Source organism: Fannyhessea vaginae DSM 15829 (assembly GCF_000159235.2).
GTDB classification, from domain to species: domain Bacteria; phylum Actinomycetota; class Coriobacteriia; order Coriobacteriales; family Atopobiaceae; genus Fannyhessea; species Fannyhessea vaginae.
In genome coordinates this window covers 535,205-552,153 of sequence record NZ_ACGK02000001.1, presented here as the reverse complement: position 1 = coordinate 552,153, position 16,949 = coordinate 535,205, and the positions used below count along the sequence as shown (strand labels likewise).

The following is a 16,949-nucleotide window of genomic DNA, read 5'->3' as shown; positions in this document are numbered from 1 at the left end:
ATGCTTTTCTCAAAAAATGAGCTTAGGGCGTGTACATAAAATCGTAAACATCATAATGTATATGCAAACTGCCGGTAAAAGTTTACCGGCAGTTTTTAACGCGCTACTCGTTTTTATACAATACTTTACTCGTTTTTATACAGTTCCTTCAGGCGAACAAGATGCTCCCAGCGCTGCATTGCAGACTCTTCGTTTTTCTCAAACAACTCATCTGCTTGATCGGGGAACTCCCGCGTCAGGCGTGCATAACGAGACTCGTTCATAAGGAACTCACGATACCCACCCTTAGGCTCTCTTGAATCCAGCGTAAACTTACGACCCTTAGGAGCCGCAGGATTAAAGCGGAATAAGTTCCAATATCCACAATCAACCGCACGTTTCATTTCGTTTTGGCAGTTAGCCATACCGCCTTTAATGGAATGCATTTCGCAAGGAGAGTATCCAATAATCAACGATGGACCATCATAGGCCTCGGCTTCTGCAACAACCTTAAGTGTTTGGGCAGGATTTGCGCCCATTGCAACTTGAGCAACATAGACATAGCCATAATTCATTGCAAGCTCACCGAGCGGCTTTTTGCAAACTTTTTTACCACTTGCAGCAAATTGTGCTACCTGACCAAGATTAGATGCTTTGGATGCTTGACCACCTGTATTGGAGTACAGCTCAGTGTCAAAGACAAAAACGTTAATGTTGTGACCCGATGCAAGAACATGGTCAAGACCGCCAAAACCAATATCGTATGCCCAACCATCGCCACCAAAGATCCAGAACGATTTCTTAGTCATGAAGTCTTTATTGGCTAAGATGTCTTGCGCTACAGGCGAATTGAGCTTTTCAAGCTGTGCAATATAAGCAGCTGCAGTGACTTCTGAGTCCCCTGCTTGTTTGTGCGAATCTATCCAAAGCTGCGCCGCGGCACGAAAATCATCGGAAACTTCAGAAGATGCAATAAGTTGCTTGGTGGATGCTACCAAACGCGCTTGTTGCGCTTCGTAGCCCAACAACATACCTAAACCGTGCTCGGCATTGTCTTCGAACAGTGAATTATTCCACGCTGGTCCTTGGCCTTTTTTATTAAGCGTAAACGGCGAACACGTGGATGGATTGCCCCAAATTGAAGAACAACCCGTTGCATTAGAAATAAATGCTCTGTTACCAAAGAGCTGAGTTACACAACGCGCATAACTTGTTTCTGCGCAACCTGCACATGCACCCGAGAATTCAAGGTGAGGATTTTTAAATTGCGATCCTTTAATTGTTGTGTTTTCGAGCTGCTCTTTTTCCGAAACGTTATCTTCGTCAACGGCGTAATCCCAAACTTCTTGCTGATCAAGCTCTTGTTCGGTGGGAACCATCGTAAGACAATCTTTTGGACAAACGTATACACAATTGGTGCAGCCCATACAATCAAGCGGCGAAACAGCAATCGCAAACTTAAGACCATCGGCACCCTTGCCTTTTGCGTCGATCATACGCATTTGAGCAGGTGCTGCAGCGGCTTCTGCCTCGGTCATCGCAATAGGACGAATGGTAGAATGAGGACATACAAATGAGCAGTTATTACACTGAATACATTTTGTTTCATCCCAGTGTGGAACCATAACAGCAACGCCGCGCTTTTCGTAGGCTGCGGTACCTAGTTCGTATTGACCGTCAGCGTGCTCCTTAAAGACCGAAACAGGTAATTTATCGCCTTCCATCATATTGATAGGATTAAGGAGCGTGCGCACCTGTTTAACAATCTCGGCGCGACCCTTAAGTTCTACTGTATGTACTTCATCGTGGATATCTTTCCAACTTTCAGGAATCTCTATTTGCGTAAAGGCAGAAGCACCAGCATCGATAGCTTTATGGTTTGCCTCAACAATTGCTTGACCCTTCTTGGAATACGACTTAGTAGCTGCATCTTTCATGTACTTTATTGCGTCATCAAACGGCAGAACGCCCGAAAGTGCAAAGAACGCCGACTGTAAAACGGTATTAGTACGTTTACCCATACCAACTTGGCGCGCTAAATCGATAGCGTTGATAAGGTAAACTTTGATTTTATTCTTATAGATGTAGCGTTTTGCCTCAGCATTAAGATGACGATCAAACTCGGCAAAATCCCATTGACAGTTAACTAAAAATGTTCCACCCGGCTTAACGTCGCGAACCATTCTAAAGCCCTTAATAATATAAGAGGGGTTATGGCAAGCAACAAAATTTGCCTTAGTTACATAGTATGAGCTGCGAATAGGAGCGTCACCAAAACGCAAGTGCGAAACAGTTACGCCACCCGTTTTTTTGGAGTCATACTGAAAATACGCCTGAACATATTTGTTGGTATGATTACCAATGATCTTAATAGAGTTTTTATTCGCACCAACGGTACCATCACCGCCCAAGCCCCAGAATTTGCATTCAATAGTAGACGGATCAGCAGTTGAAGGACAATCAGGATCCTCTTCAAGCGAGAGGTGCGTAAGGTCATCAACGATTCCTATAGTAAACTCACGTTGAGGATTATCTTTTTTAAGCTCGTTGAACACCGCAAATGCCGAAGCAGGAGTAGTATCTTTTGAGCCCAAACCATAACGACCACCAATTATTGAAATATCGCTTCGACCAAGCTCGTACAAAGCCGATACAACATCTTGGTAAAGAGGCTCGCCAATAGATCCCGGCTCTTTTGTTCTGTCTAAAACAGCCATATGTGTGCAAGTTTTTGGCAAAACCTCACCAAAACGCTCTACGACAAACGGACGGAACAGACGAACCTTAATAAGTCCTACTTTTTCGCCTTGTGCGCGCAGGTAATCGATAACTTCTTCGATAGGATCACAGAACGAACCCATGCAAACAATAACACGCGTTGCACAAGGATCACCATAGTAATTAAAAAGACCGTAGTTAGTGCCAATCTTTTTGTTAATACGATCCATGCACGACTCAACAATGCTTGGAAGATTGTTATAAACGCTGTTACATGCTTCGCGATTTTGGAAGAAAATATCAGGATTTTGGTGAGAACCGCGCATATGCGGATGCTCAGAATTAAGCGCATGATCACGAAAACGCTGAAGCGCACTGAAATCATACATACTTTTAAGTTGGTCAAAGTCCCACATAGATACTTTTTGAATCTCATGAGATGTTCTAAATCCGTCAAAGAAATTGATGAACGGAACACGACCCTCAATTGCAGCCATATGTGCAACGGGTGATAAATCCATAACCTCTTGTGGATTTGTTTCGGCAAGCATAGCAAAACCCGTCTGACGGCACGCCATAACGTCGGAGTGATCGCCAAAAATGCTCAATGCCTGCGTAGCAACCGTACGTGCTGCAACATGAAATACGCATGGAAGCTGTTCTGCTGCTATCTTATACATGTTAGGAATCATTAAAAGTAAACCCTGAGAAGCAGTATAGGTAGTAGACAGAGAACCTGTTCCCAGCGAACCATGAATGGTACCTGCAGCGCCTGCCTCTGACTCCATCTCGATTACCTTAACAGGTGAACCGAAAATATTTTTCATGCCTTGTGCAGACCAAATATCCACATGATCCGCCATAGGGCTTGATGGTGTAATAGGATAAATGCCTGCAACTTCTGTGTATGCATACGATACATATGCCGCTGCTTCATTACCATCCATCGACTTGAATTTTCTTGACATATCCTCCCCCTCAAGATGTAAATCCAGTCAATAGCCAGCGTCGAAAAATGCGCTCGCACGCACAACAAAGCACGATACTTCCCTCTCACCTTAGGTAACATACTTACTATGCAAGCACTAATTTTACGAGCTATTCTATTTGAAATGCACTTACAAAGAACACTCAACCCTTAATCTCTCCTGAGTGTACCCAAGTGACTCGACTTGTAACTATCATAGTGCAAATTACGAAAAAAATTAATAAAGCATACGAGCGTTCCGCAAGCGGTAAAATCTGCCAGTTCATGGTCATCACTATTTTGGACAGCTATAGCATTAAAATGCACAAGAGTCATTAAGATAAGAGACTTATATATGTGTTCGTAAATCATTAACTTAGTTAGAAAGCCACGTAGAGATACCCGGAATAACAGCATATATAACAAAAATTCCGTAAAAAATCACCATGAGAACAACATAGGCAATCATGTTAATTCTAAAAATAAGCTGGGTGTTATCCTTTGAGGATGAGTCTTCTTGTTTATTGTTAGTTATGGCGTTTTTATCTTGCGAGGACATGCTCATAACCACTCCTAACGGCTATTGTTTATATAGATACATGGTAGATGATGCTCATACTTGTTATACGTTCGTACATGTACAAACTCCCCTCTTACTTTACTCATTTTATACATATATGACAATATCTAATCCAACATATTTGAACCCATTCAAAGTACGAATCCATTATGTATGGTAATCCTCATATTTAGTGTTACAATGTTTTGAGCAAAGTGGACTCAGTGGCTGCGGATCGTAGGTTTCCTACGATATGAGGAAAGTCCGGGCTCCACAGGGCAAAATGCTGGTTAACGACCAGGCGGGGTAACCCGACGGATAGCGCCGCAGAAAAGAAGACTCCCACCACATCGCATGCCGATGTAAGAGAAAAGCTGAAACGGTAGTGTAAAAGACTACCAGCACGGTAGCAATATCGTGGCTTGGCAAGCCCCATTTGGAGCAAACGCGAATAGGAATGTAATAGATCGGCCCGATCTGCATTCGGGTAGCGCGCTTGAGGAATCTGGTAACAGATTCTCTAGATAAATAGTCACTCTCGACAGAACCCGGCTTATAGGTCCACTTTGCACGTACTACATTTACGCACAGAAACACTCTATGAACACAACCACAACCGCTGCTGCATAAACAATGATAACTTTGAAATCTATGCATTGCTTTTATAACGCAGGATATGAGTCTACACAAACGGATACGGTCTAATAATTGCGCGAACATGTGTAAAAGGACGAGTGCGTCGCCAAACACCGTTACCCGCATGTTGAGATCCCGCTTCACCTGATGAAGTATTACCTTCAATAGTAGTAATAGTAGATCCGTTATTGCTTTCGATAATGCCAATATGTTGGAAGCCCGTTCCACCTAAGAAATTATACAGAACTATATCACCAGGTTGACAATCATGAACATCTGAAAGAATTTGTGACTTTCCATCGTTAAGTGCACGTGAATAAATTTGATCACAGTTATAAGAAGGCAGTGCATCCCATGAAACATGTGCTTGATCAAAACACCAAGAAACAAAAATAGCGCACCACCATACACGCGTTGAAGGGCCACGAAGCCATGGAGTATCGGTTTTCTCTGCCATCCAACGTCCGTACTTACTTCCTGCCTCTGGATCTTTAAGTGCTTCATAACCAATTTCTCCTGCGGCGGTTTTCAAAAGCCATCGCTTGAGCGTTTCAGCAGAAGGTGTATCTGATAAATCAAGGTCAAGACCTTGATTTTCATCAACGTAAAAATGTTCACCGTTAACAGTTATATGACCAAATAAGGCTTTATGCGTTACAGGATCAAAATAAAATAACTTAGTAGGTGACGTATGATACCAACCTTTTACAAGATATGCGTTATTGTCGGCAAACAACCACGAACCGTCATCAGTATAGATCCAAGAGTCATACAGAAGTCCTGCATTTTCATCTAACCAGTAGTCTTTATTATCATCGGTTAGTTTACCTGTTACCATCTTATAGGTGTCTTTATTAAAGTAGAACCATTTACCATTAGGTGCATGATACCAACCTTTAACAAGACAACCATTACCATCGGTGTGAAGCCATTTGCCAGATTCGTCTTTTACCCACTCGTTATAGAGTAATCCATCGTTTTTATCTAACCAAAAGGTATAACCTTTATCGGTTAGGATACCTGTTTTCATAGTATGGTCTTGATTAAAGTAGAACCAGTATCCGCTTTTGGTCTTAAACCAGCCTGTTGCTAAGACACCGTTATCATCGGTGTGAAGCCAATTACCTTTAGCGTCTTGTACCCATGCGTCATACAGAAGTCCTGCATCTTCATCTAACCAGTAGTCTTTATTATCATCGGTTAGTTTACCTGTTACCATCTGGTAGGTGTCTTTATTAAAGTAGAACCATTTACCATTAGGTGCATGATACCAACCAGTAAGCAAACAGCCGTTACCGTCAGTACGAAGCCATTTGCCAGATTCGTCTTTTACCCACTCGTTATAGAGTAATCCATCGTTTTTATCTAACCAAAAGGTATAACCTTTATCGGTTAAGATACCTGTCTTCATAGTATGGTCTTGATTAAAGTAGAACCAGTATCCGCTTTTGGTCTTAAACCAGCCTGTTGCTAAGACTCCGTTATCGTCAGTGTGAAGCCAATTACCTTTAGCGTCTTGTACCCATGCGTCATACAGAAGTCCTGCATTTTCATCTAACCAGTAGTCTTTATTATCATCGGTTAGTTTACCTGTTACCATCTGGTAGGAGTCTTTATTAAAGTAGAACCATTTACCGTTAGGTGCATGATACCCACCTTTAACAAGACAACCATTACCATCGGTGTGTAGCCACTTACCAGATTCGTCTTTTACCCACTCGTTATAGAGAAGGCCTCTATCTTTATCTAACCAGTAGTCTTTACCTTCGACGCTAACTTTACCTAACGTCATCTTAAAATTGGAATCAAAATAAAAGCACGAACCCGATGAATCCTTATACCAGCCTTTTATCAGACGGCCCAAACCATCAGTACGCATGCGTGTACCATCTTGATTATCTATCCATGAATTGTAGAGCAGACCATAACCACTATCTATCCAATAATGATATCCACGCACAACACAATCGCCGAAAATAGCATAACCAGTTGATGGGTCCGCGTACCATCGTTTGCCATTTACTGCGTTAAACCAACCCTTCACAGTTCTGCCCGTAGAATCTACATAATACCATCCATGTGAATCTAGCTGCCAAGATCCAATACTAAGACTTAGATAATGAGCTTTTTCGTCGGTGTAGCGGTTAATCCAACCCTGCCAATATATCTGCTGAGAAGGGTAAATATTTTTTACATTATCTATAACAGCATCACAAATTGCAGTAATCAGTTGCGCGTCATTCATTGAACCATCGATATTGGCGAGCTTGAAGAACTTATTACAACCCCAATAATTACCTGCACGTAAGCTGTAAATTCCTCCGCCTTTTCCAAAAAGATTTGCCATTCCCCAAACTAAACTCTTAAAGCTATCCGAGCGTTCGTCTGGATCAACACCAAAATATGAAAGGCTTCTTTTTACACCATCAGGGGCTGCGTAATAGTTGTAATAGGCATAATAGTCTTGCAAACGAGAAAATACATCTGGTGATGCGGCATATGCACTATGCCATGCTTGGTTAAGATCATCTCCAAATTGTGTAAATGTGCCACTTGCTTTATCAAATACATCATACGTTGAAAAATCCCAATTATATTTTTCACCTACTGCAGACAGCATATAAAAGGTTTGGGGATCGTAATTATAAACTTGCTTCATAAACGTATCTAAGCCGTAACGGCGATCAAACTGATACGCGCCCAGTGCATTATATGAGTCACCTGCTCCAAAACCATGATTATAATTTCTTCCACTTTCCCATTTTTGGAAATAGGTCATTTCAGAAGAAAATGATTTATACTGCAGGTTAAAAGGCACATCGTAAGGGGCTTGGGCACTACGATCGGCAAAAAGCATCTGATTTTGAGCACGTACATCTTGAGTAAGTTTAGAATCTTGAATAGATTTTGAATCTTTAGAATCTTTTGAATCTTTAGACCCTACGTTTTGTATAGAGCCTTGACGACCGTTCTTGCGCTCTACACTCTTGGTATTTACCCGGACTGTATTGGCATCGGATGAAGCAAAGTGCTTGCCAGAAGGCTTGGAAACAGACTTATCATCTGTAGAAACTGGACTTGAAGGCATGAGCGCCACTGTGTGTTCAAAACTATTTGCTGAATCTGTTCTAGAAGCATCAAGGTGTTTTTGAGCGCGGACTTCGGCAGCCGCGACAAACGGAAGCTCTTGAGTTATAGAAGTGTGACGCAGATTTGTTTGGCTTTGCATGTACACGCCTTGCTGGCGTGCGGGATTATGGACAGGCGAAGCATACGCAGTATTGACACCAACAGAAGCAGTAGTTAAACACAGTCCTAGGGTAATAACACTACACGTAATCCGCAACGGAGAGAAAGATTGCATAACAGATTTACAAGAGTTTTGTTCATTTGAAATAAGTTTATTCAACATACGTCCTAACGTTACCCACAATTCAACTACCGAATAGCAAACCTTTTATATAAGAGATTACGTCTTTGTTGCAAAGCATGAGGTTGCACTCAATATTATTAAGCATAGTTATACATAAGAGTAAAGCAAAATGACTTCGCTTTACTCTTATAACATAACATATATAACGAACATAGGATTTCTAATCCAAGTCGGCAAAGTCTCCTGAGAGCGCAACTGGAGATTTAGAAGCATCTTGGTTTAAGGACGAAGCAGCTTGTGCACTCTTATCCAGTGCATTTAAGGCATCTTCGGCAGAAGCATCCTTTTGAGGAAACACAGAATCGGCATCATCGATAAAGTGTTGCAACATCTTTTTGTAAGCTCCACGGAAACTTTCGCGAGATTGTTTAAGTCGATCGATCTCATCAAGTTCAGTTTGCTTTTCTGCCAATGCCTGACGAATAACTTCGCGCGCTTTTTGATCGGCTTCGTTGCGAATAGCGTCTGCATTGGTACGAGCCTCTGCCAAAAGTTTGTCGGCGCTTTGTTGAGCAACAATAAGAACTTGTGAAATTTGTTTTTCCGAAGCAGAAAGAGTAGGTGACTCTGGAGCAACAGGTGCCTCTACGTGGGTAGATTGCTGTTGCTTAAGGCTTGCGAGCTGTGCTTGACTTGCAGCAAGCTGTTGCTCGGTATTTGTAAGACGACCTTTAAGATCGGCAATTTTCTTAAGCATTGCGTCTACTTCAACAGAAAGCTGATCTAAGAAGTTATCAACCTCGTCAGTATTGTAGCCGTGTTTTTTGTCTTCCGAGAATGTCATGTGTTCTATATCAGCTGGAGTAATGGCCATCTTTGTTCCCTTTCGACTAAGCTGATGATGTTCAAAGATAAAATCATCATATCAGGTATTATGCTATATATCTATGCTCTTTAGTATAACCTAACTATAAATTTACAGAATTAAATCTTTAATAATTTGTAAAACTAAAAGTGCTACAACAGGCGAAAAATCTATTCCACCAAGTGGAGGCATAAATTTACGAAAAAGACTCAAGTACGGCTCAGTAATTTTATGCAAAACTTCGCTTATATCCGCAACAAGCGAATTTTGAGTGCCTGAAATATTTGGAACCCACGATAAAATTGCCGAAACGATAATAAGCCACGAATATACTTCTATAAGTTGCGAAAGTATATATACAATTTTTAAAGACAGATTTGGCATTAGTGCTCCTTGAGCTGGTATGTTTTCTTCATTGCGGCATCAACTCCACACGAAACAGCATCCATAAGTCCGCCTTCCATAAAGCGCAAGCCTTGAGCCGTGGTACCTGCTGGCGATGTAACGCGTTCCATAAATTGACGAGGATGAATATGTTCGTCTAACAGTTGACGCGCGGTACCCTGCATCGTGTAGAGTGCTAAATCGCGACACACATGAGCCGGAATACCCCACTCAACACCGCTACGAACAACGGCATCGATCATAAGTGCAAAAAATGCCGGTCCACATCCCGAGATAACACCTGCAACGTCGAGTTGTTGCTCGTTCATAAGGTAAGCGCAACCAAATGCAGAAAACATGTTGTGTACCAAAGCTGCGTCTTCGTGTGTAGCCGATGTGGCAGGACACACAGCACACGCTCCGCTTAAAGACTTAACACAAATATTAGGCATAACACGAATCAAACGCGCTTGAGGCAAAAGCTTTGAGAGCGTGTCAAGCGATACGCCAGCAGCAATACTTACCACAAGTTTATGAGCAAGAGCAGGCTCAAGCGGGCTTATAACCTGCGTTAATACTTGAGGCTTTATTGCTACAATAACGCAATCATACGAAGAGGCAAGCATATCGGAAGCGTTTGTATAAACGTGCGCACCGCGTTGTTCAAACACATCAAGCGCAGACGCATTAATATCGGCAATTGCTAAAATATGAGGCTGTATAACCTGACTATCAAGCAGTGCAGAAGCAATAGAAGAACCCATAGCACCCGCACCAATAAGTGCAACGGAGCAAGGACAAGGTTGTGCGGCTTTTTGATTGCTGGTCGCAGACTCATTAGCACCTTGGCTGCGCGCAACGTTTGCTGTTGCTGCGCTGGTATGAACTTTGCTATCAGAGCAGTTACAAGCATGAATGTTTTGATCTATCAATGAATATACCTACACTATCCTATTATCGCGCCATCGTGCTTTGTGAAATCAACTTAAGGATCTCATCTTTTGAAATTTCCACACCTTGAGGAAGCACCACAAACACACGATCTGATACTTCATCAACGCGTCCTGAAATGCCGCAGGTGAGTCCTAAACAAAAATCAAGAATCCGCTTAGCAGTTTCGATATTGGTATTCTTAAATACCAAAACAACTGGTTGATTCGTGCGAACACGACGTACAACCATTTGAACATCGTCATACGAGGCAGGCTTTAGAATATAGGGAGGAAGCTGACCCGAGGTTTGAACACGAGGAATTGAGCGAAGGCCTAAGTCACCAGGCGTTTTCCCACCTGTTGTGTTACCAAGTACCGAATGAGCTGTTTGAGCATACGTGTGTGTTTGGGGAATCTGCGTTGTTTGATCAGCAGGATAATACCTATCTTGTCCTGCATACACAGAAGTATTGCCGGCATAGGTTTCCTGAGGTGTACGCATTCTTTGACCGTTATAATAATCGGTGCGTGGAGCTTGTGAAAGTGGTCTGCCCGAACGGGTAAAAACGTTTACGCTTTCGGCCTCAGGACGACGCGTGTTGCCCAACACACCCGATGAATTTTCACGACGGGCAGCCTCTGCCTCATCGTCGTAATAATCATCCATGTTATCCATGTCACGACCACCACGGATAGTTCTTATTCTATCTTTTAATTCGTCAAATAAACTCATGGTATATCCACCTTTCTCCACTAAGGGAGCATACCTTTGCTATACGTACAAGGACCTATGCAGTAACCTTGTAGTTTGTATCAAACACGATCCTACCTAATCTAATAAGTGTTGATCCTTCTTCAAGCGCAATTTCAAAATCATCGCTCATGCCACATGAAAGCGTAGAAAGCTCAAGCCCTGTTTGCGCTCTCAATGCTTCATGCAGCTCATAAAGTCCAACAAATGAGCGACGAGCAGTATCGGGGTCATTTCGAGGAGCCATATTCATTAAGCCTTCAATATGAATGTGCTCCATGCTCATAAGCTCATCAAGACATTCGTATAAGGCTTTGCTGGAAAAACCCGATTTAGAAAGCTCACCTACTACATTGATCTCAAGCAAGCAAGAAACACGTAAGCCCTTTGCACCTGCATGTTTATTAAGTGCGCGCGCAAGTTCTAATGATGAAACCGATTGTATGCGGCAACAATTGTCTAAAACCATGTTGATCTTGTTAAGTTGCAAATTGCCAATCATATCAAAGCGCAATGAGCCTTGTTGGATAGCCGATTTAAGTGATAGTGCTTTATCACGAAGCGCTTGCGGTCTATTTTCGCCAAAAAGCGTATAACCGGCGCGCGATGCTGCTAAAATTTCAGGTACATCAACCGTTTTTGAAACAGCACAAAGCTGTATGTCATCTAAACTACGGCCAGATTTTTGTACAGCATTTGTTATTCGCTCACTTAAATAGGCTTTTCGCTCACGCAAAAAGTCGGTATACGCATCTTCTGCCAACACATCTGTCGCACGGCTGTGGGTTGTAAGTTGTTCACAATTATCATGCGTCATGATTGAAACTTGCCTCGTTCACTTGGGTTGTTCTAAATAGGCGCACGCTGCATGTCTGCCGCATTTTCCGTGCTCTTTACGATACGAGAAAAAGCGATCAACATGAGAATAGGTAGAAACACCAGCATTACATATATGCTCAGGCGCAACACCATCTTCTAAAAGCGTAGCTCTTATAGCTGCATACATATTAAGATTGCGCGTACCCATCTTAACCTGATCACCAAACTCGGTTACAAAGTCTACAATGAGCTCTGAAGACACTTCGTAATCTGCGGCTGCAATATGTGGGCCAACATACACCAAAACGTCTTGAGGTCCGCAATGCGCCTGTTCACAGAGTTTATGAAGAACAACACGCGCAATACGTGCACGCGTACCGCGCCAACCTGAATGAGCAACGGCAAAAGCAGTACGCGCAACAAAAATTAACGGAACACAATCGGCAAAAGCCAGCATAACAGCAACGTCTGGAACGCTACAGATAATTGCATCGCAACCCTGCGCAATATCACGTCTAATACGTGCGCTTTCTTGTTCGCTCCACGAACGTACACATACGACAGACGTACCGTGCACTTGATGAGGAACCAAAAGACGCGAACACATCTGCTCAGCACCCATGGCTTTAAGAACACGAAGACGATTTTCACTGACATGAGCCATATCGTCACCCGTTCTGCTTCCTAAATTCAGCGACTCATACCAACCCTTAGAGCATCCACCTGTTCTTTCGGTAAAAGCAAGGTGCACGCCATAAGGGTGGTTTTGATCCTCAAGCAGTGTAACACCTTGGGAGGTATGACGTACCAGCTGAGCTAATGCCATAAACGTTTCCCCTTTTTACAAGCGGGAGTGTTTTAAGAATTCGGGAATGTCAAATTCTTTGTCGTTATTAGAAGCGTTACGCGACGGAGCAGGAGCCGGCGCAGACGTACGAGTAGAAGCAGCAGGCTTTTGACGTGAAGAGGTCTGCGTACGAGAACCCATGGTAAGCGTAGGCATAGTTTGAGCCGAGTTAACATCTTTAAAACCAGTTGCAATAACGGTCACGCGAACTTGGTCGCCCAAAGATTCGTCAACAACGGTACCAAAGATAATATTTGCTTCGGGATCAACCGCGTTAGCTACAAAATCGGCAGCATCGTTAATCTCTTGGATGCCTAAGTCTTTATTACCTGCAATAGAGAGCAAAACGCGTGTTGCGCCGTCAATAGAGCTTTCAAGCAAACGAGAAGAAATTGCCTCTTCCGCAGCGTCAACTGCACGATTATCGCCTGACGCTAAACCAACGCCCATAGTTGCCGTACCAGCACCGCGCATGGTGGTGCAAACGTCGGCAAAGTCGAGGTTAATAAGTCCAGGTACGGTAATAAGATCGGTGATACCTTGCGTACCTTGGCATAAAACATCATCTGCCATACGGAAAGCGTCAATAAATGAGGTCTTTTTCTCGGAAACGTCTAACAAACGATCGTTAGGAATTACGATAAGCGCATCAACATTATCAGAAAGTGCTTGAATACCATCGATAGCGCGATTTGCACGAGGACGACCCTCAAAGGTAAAGGGCTTGGTTACAACACCAACTGTTAATGCACCAATATCATTTTTTGCAATGTCAGCAACAACAGGGGCTGCGCCTGTGCCAGTTCCGCCACCTTCACCTGCGGTAATAAATACCATATCGGCACCTGCTAATGCCTGTTTAATTTCATCGTGAGAGTCCTCAGCAGCCTCGGCCCCTACTTCGGGGTTTGCACCTGCACCAAGGCCACGCGTAATATCTTGGCCAATGTGAACTTTGATGTCGGCATCAGAAATTGCCAAAGCCTGTGCATCGGTATTAACGGCTACAAACTCTACTCCGCGAATACCTTCTTCGATCATGCGGTTAACTGCATTTGTACCGCCACCGCCGACGCCTACAACCTTAATAACAGCAAGGTAGTTACTTGAAATATCAGTGTCTTGCATGGTTCCTCCTTGTTATTGCCATGAGTTAAACATAGACAAGTTAGTGCGTGACATAACGTATGCTGCATACTAAAGTCTAAACCTCTTGTTAACATACAGTGTTTATATCAAGCGCGTTATAATTGCACACTTAAAATCGCTTTGTCAACATATATGTGCGTTAAGTGAATTCCGCAGGTACATGCATGATAAATAAAATTTGTTACTCGCCTATGTTTACTTGAGAGTTGAGGGTTTGAGATAACTTTTGTACATATTGTCTACAATTCGCCCTCACACACGTTTACGAATTAACGCCTCTACCCTGTTTTACGCTATCAGATTGCACCATGCGATAAGACGGCTTTGACGGAACACGAACATTTATGTAAGTAAGCTTCCCCTCATATTTATCTAGGATTTCACGAATAATGCGCTCTTTAGTAGGTATCTGTGTTGCACTGCCAACCGATACTTCAACGCCTGTGGTAAGCGTTAAGGTAATACTATCAGGCGTGGGAGCACTATACCCAACCACCATCTGAGAAAACTCGGATGAAAATTGCTTGCGATACGATTGAATCATAGCAATAGTTTCATCGGTTGCCAGAGCACCTGGTTGCGGATTTACACTTGTAGGTAAATCACAAAATGCAACAGCACCCATTTCGTGCGCTTTAGTAAGGGTTTTTTCTTTAACCGAAACATTGTCATCACTTTTAGCAAGCGATATTGGTTCAATCCAAACATTATCATTACCAAGCGTCCACACTACATTACTTGAACCAATTAAAACATAGGCGTCTATTACCTTTTCATCAACGCTGATATCCAACGAGTTAGGAAACTTTCGCGTAAAATGGACTTGCGATACCCAAGGATTTTTCTTTATCCTATCCGATATTTTCTTTTCATCAAGATTGAAAAGCGTTGTGTTATCTTCTATTTGTGCCAGTTGAGCTATATCTTGTGCAGAAACATGATCAGAATCATGCGCCACAACTGAAGTTATCGTACATACAGGTAGATGCAAAAGTATGACATAACCTATACACGCAAAGAACGCAACAATACCTGTAATGACTACCAAACGAATAACGTTTTGGATGCTTAAAGCACGAAACCACATTAACAAGTTGAAAGAGCTCGGCATTGATGAGGAGCTCCGCTGTGCTGTGCGCACACCTGCGGAGGTTTTTGTACGTGACGAAGGAGTAGAGATTAAAAAAGCGGGAACGGATGAACCGTCTTTTGTGGGTGTTTGTAAACTACCTGTTGTACGTTTCGCGCGGTTAAAAAGCCCAGTTGTAAGACGAGCAAAAAATGATTCACGAAATACCGTGCGTGTGCTTGGAAAAGCAGCACCTCTTGTACGCGAAGACACGGCACGAGCGACACGCCCAGACGGACGAGCGCCTGCCCGCGGCTTCTTTGCACGTGGCGTTGGTTTTCTTTGCACCTTATCAGACACGTATCTCAACTACTTTCCACATGTGTCTTGTTCTTGTTTTGCTTGTAGGAATGCCGGTCCTATCATCGTAACGTCACCAGCACCTTGGGTAATGATTAAATCATGAGGACGCACGATAGAAAGTAAATGTGCAACAACGTCTTTCTTTTGAGATACAAATGTTACATCACAATGCTTTGTTGATGCTTGAATTTTTTCGGCGAGCATCATACCATTTACCCCAGGAATAGGCGTTTCACCTGCCGAGAAAACCTCTGTCACAATCAAAACATCTGCGTCATCAAACGCATGTGCAAATTCGTCTTGCAGGTTTTGTGTACGGCTGTAACGATGCGGCTGGAACACACAGACAATACGATTAAATTCAAGATTTTTAGCAGCTGCAAGTGTTGCTTTGATTTCAGTTGGATGATGGCCATAATCATCAACCACACATATGTCATCAATGTCACCTACATGCGTAAAACGACGATGAGCACCCTTAAAATTACTTAATGCGTGCGCGGCATCTTGTAAATTAACACCTAAAACATCTGCTACCGCCATAGTTGCCGTAGCATTTAAGACATTATGTTTTCCAGGATTGGCAGGTAAGCTAATGGATAGGCACGAGCCATCAGGCGCGCACACAACAAAATTATTACGGATTTTATGGCTTTGAACAGTTTGTTTACATACGTAATCACACGTTTCATCAAAACCATATGTAACAACATGACGATTTGTTGAGCGAGCCAGCTCTACGCAATGGTGGTTTTCACCACATACTACAATGGTACCAGCATCGCCTACCAAATCCATGAATTCGCAGAAGGTATGTTCGAGGTTATCCATAGTTTTATAGTGATCTAAGTGATCAGCTTCAATATTGGTAATAACAACTACATCAGGGTTAAGATATAAAAACGAACCGTCTGATTCATCTGCCTCGCATACAAAATAGCCACCGTTACCATTTTTACCATTGGTCTTATACTCTTCAACAATGCCGCCAATCAAAAATGAAGGGTCTTTACCTACATGATCAAGCATGGTTGCTACCATTGATGAGGTAGTTGTTTTACCATGAGTGCCTGCAACAGCAACCGTTATTGCATGATGAGATAAATACGAGAGCATTTTTGCACGAGGCCATACGGCAATGTTGAGCTCACGAGCGCGAACAACTTCTGGATTTGTAGGAGGAATAGCCGATGAAATAACTACAACATCTGGCTCAACCTCATCTATAGTTTGTGCGTGATGACCAATATGCACATCAATTCCTGCATCTTGCAAACCACGAACATATGACGACATTTTAAGATCTGAACCGCTTACAAAACACCCCCGCTCGTGCAAAACAAGCGCTATTCCGCTCATGCCTGCACCGCCAATGCCTACAAAGTGTGCACGTTTAATTGATGAACTTGGTGTTATCATACGTTTTCTTCCTTTATTACTTCATATGTTCACGTAAGTTTTGTCGTATAGTAAAGCCACACTAACAAGACAAGACTTTTATATATGATATATCATCTAGAGACAATTCAAAGACTGCC

12 protein-coding genes and 1 other RNA gene are annotated in these 16,949 nt (G+C 42.7%); 1 reads left to right on the top strand and 12 read right to left on the bottom strand.

Annotated features, from left to right (window positions below; genetic code table 11):
* Positions 1-125 precede the first annotated feature (125 nt).
* On the bottom strand, positions 126-3,665 hold the full coding sequence (gene nifJ, locus HMPREF0091_RS02410; RefSeq protein WP_035434538.1) for a pyruvate:ferredoxin (flavodoxin) oxidoreductase: 3,540 nt from the start codon (positions 3,663-3,665) through the stop codon (positions 126-128).
* A gap of 375 nt (positions 3,666-4,040) precedes the next feature.
* Positions 4,041-4,229: a hypothetical protein gene (locus HMPREF0091_RS02405; RefSeq protein ID WP_010240898.1), complete on the bottom strand. Its 189-nt coding sequence runs from the start codon at positions 4,227-4,229 to the stop codon at positions 4,041-4,043.
* A 206-nt stretch (positions 4,230-4,435) separates the two neighbouring features.
* Here HMPREF0091_RS02405 and rnpB point away from each other — a divergent pair.
* Positions 4,436-4,795, top strand: an RNA gene (rnpB, locus tag HMPREF0091_RS06125) — RNase P RNA component class A.
* A 110-nt stretch (positions 4,796-4,905) separates the two neighbouring features.
* On the opposite strand, the gene HMPREF0091_RS06115 is transcribed toward rnpB, so the two are convergent.
* The 10 genes from HMPREF0091_RS06115 to murC all read right to left on the bottom strand — a co-directional run bounded on the left by HMPREF0091_RS06115 (position 4,906) and on the right by murC (position 16,830).
* On the bottom strand, positions 4,906-8,271 hold the full coding sequence (locus HMPREF0091_RS06115) for a VgrG-related protein (protein ID WP_010240895.1): 3,366 nt from the start codon (positions 8,269-8,271) through the stop codon (positions 4,906-4,908).
* A 181-nt stretch (positions 8,272-8,452) separates the two neighbouring features.
* Positions 8,453-9,106: a DivIVA domain-containing protein gene (locus tag HMPREF0091_RS02390; RefSeq protein ID WP_006302650.1), complete on the bottom strand. Its 654-nt coding sequence runs from the start codon at positions 9,104-9,106 to the stop codon at positions 8,453-8,455.
* A 102-nt stretch (positions 9,107-9,208) separates the two neighbouring features.
* Positions 9,209-9,481: a YggT family protein gene (locus tag HMPREF0091_RS02385; protein ID WP_006302649.1), complete on the bottom strand. Its 273-nt coding sequence runs from the start codon at positions 9,479-9,481 to the stop codon at positions 9,209-9,211.
* Positions 9,481-10,413 (bottom strand): pyrroline-5-carboxylate reductase, encoded by a 933-nt coding sequence (gene proC / locus HMPREF0091_RS02380; RefSeq protein ID WP_006302648.1) that lies wholly within the window; start codon positions 10,411-10,413, stop codon positions 9,481-9,483. Before proC ends, HMPREF0091_RS02385 begins: the two co-directional genes overlap by 1 nt.
* A 22-nt stretch (positions 10,414-10,435) precedes the next feature.
* Positions 10,436-11,146, bottom strand: a complete 711-nt coding sequence (locus HMPREF0091_RS02375; RefSeq protein WP_010240889.1) for a cell division protein SepF — start codon at positions 11,144-11,146, stop codon at positions 10,436-10,438.
* A 55-nt stretch (positions 11,147-11,201) separates the two neighbouring features.
* Positions 11,202-11,981, bottom strand: a complete 780-nt coding sequence (locus HMPREF0091_RS02370) for a YggS family pyridoxal phosphate-dependent enzyme (protein WP_006302646.1) — start codon at positions 11,979-11,981, stop codon at positions 11,202-11,204.
* A gap of 18 nt (positions 11,982-11,999) precedes the next feature.
* Complete coding sequence (locus HMPREF0091_RS02365) at positions 12,000-12,809, bottom strand: polyphenol oxidase family protein (RefSeq protein ID WP_006302645.1); 810 nt, start codon at positions 12,807-12,809, stop codon at positions 12,000-12,002.
* Between the two features lie 15 nt (positions 12,810-12,824).
* Positions 12,825-13,958, bottom strand: coding sequence for a cell division protein FtsZ (ftsZ, locus tag HMPREF0091_RS02360; protein ID WP_006302644.1), 1,134 nt, complete (start codon positions 13,956-13,958; stop codon positions 12,825-12,827).
* A 283-nt stretch (positions 13,959-14,241) separates the two neighbouring features.
* Positions 14,242-15,408: a cell division protein FtsQ/DivIB gene (locus HMPREF0091_RS02355; RefSeq protein WP_010241435.1), complete on the bottom strand. Its 1,167-nt coding sequence runs from the start codon at positions 15,406-15,408 to the stop codon at positions 14,242-14,244.
* 9 nt (positions 15,409-15,417) lie between these two features.
* Entirely contained in the window at positions 15,418-16,830 is a 1,413-nt protein-coding gene (murC, locus tag HMPREF0091_RS02350; RefSeq protein WP_006302642.1) for a UDP-N-acetylmuramate--L-alanine ligase, read from the bottom strand.
* Between the last annotated feature and the right edge of the window lie 119 nt (positions 16,831-16,949).

Excerpts from the sequence above, each read along its gene's own strand:
- HMPREF0091_RS02375 (WP_010240889.1), bottom strand. The coding sequence starts at position 11,146 with ATGAGTTTATTTGACGAATTAAAAGATAGAATAAGAACTATCCGTGGT.
- HMPREF0091_RS02390 (WP_006302650.1), bottom strand. The coding sequence starts at position 9,106 with ATGGCCATTACTCCAGCTGATATAGAACACATGACATTCTCGGAAGAC.
- nifJ (WP_035434538.1), bottom strand. The coding sequence starts at position 3,665 with ATGTCAAGAAAATTCAAGTCGATGGATGGTAATGAAGCAGCGGCATAT.
- HMPREF0091_RS02365 (WP_006302645.1), bottom strand. The coding sequence starts at position 12,809 with ATGGCATTAGCTCAGCTGGTACGTCATACCTCCCAAGGTGTTACACTG.
- HMPREF0091_RS02385 (WP_006302649.1), bottom strand. The coding sequence starts at position 9,481 with ATGCCAAATCTGTCTTTAAAAATTGTATATATACTTTCGCAACTTATA.
- ftsZ (WP_006302644.1), bottom strand. The coding sequence starts at position 13,958 with ATGCAAGACACTGATATTTCAAGTAACTACCTTGCTGTTATTAAGGTT.
- HMPREF0091_RS02405 (WP_010240898.1), bottom strand. The coding sequence starts at position 4,229 with ATGAGCATGTCCTCGCAAGATAAAAACGCCATAACTAACAATAAACAA.
- HMPREF0091_RS06115 (WP_010240895.1), bottom strand. The coding sequence starts at position 8,271 with ATGTTGAATAAACTTATTTCAAATGAACAAAACTCTTGTAAATCTGTT.
- murC (WP_006302642.1), bottom strand. The coding sequence starts at position 16,830 with ATGATAACACCAAGTTCATCAATTAAACGTGCACACTTTGTAGGCATT.
- HMPREF0091_RS02370 (WP_006302646.1), bottom strand. The coding sequence starts at position 11,981 with ATGACGCATGATAATTGTGAACAACTTACAACCCACAGCCGTGCGACA.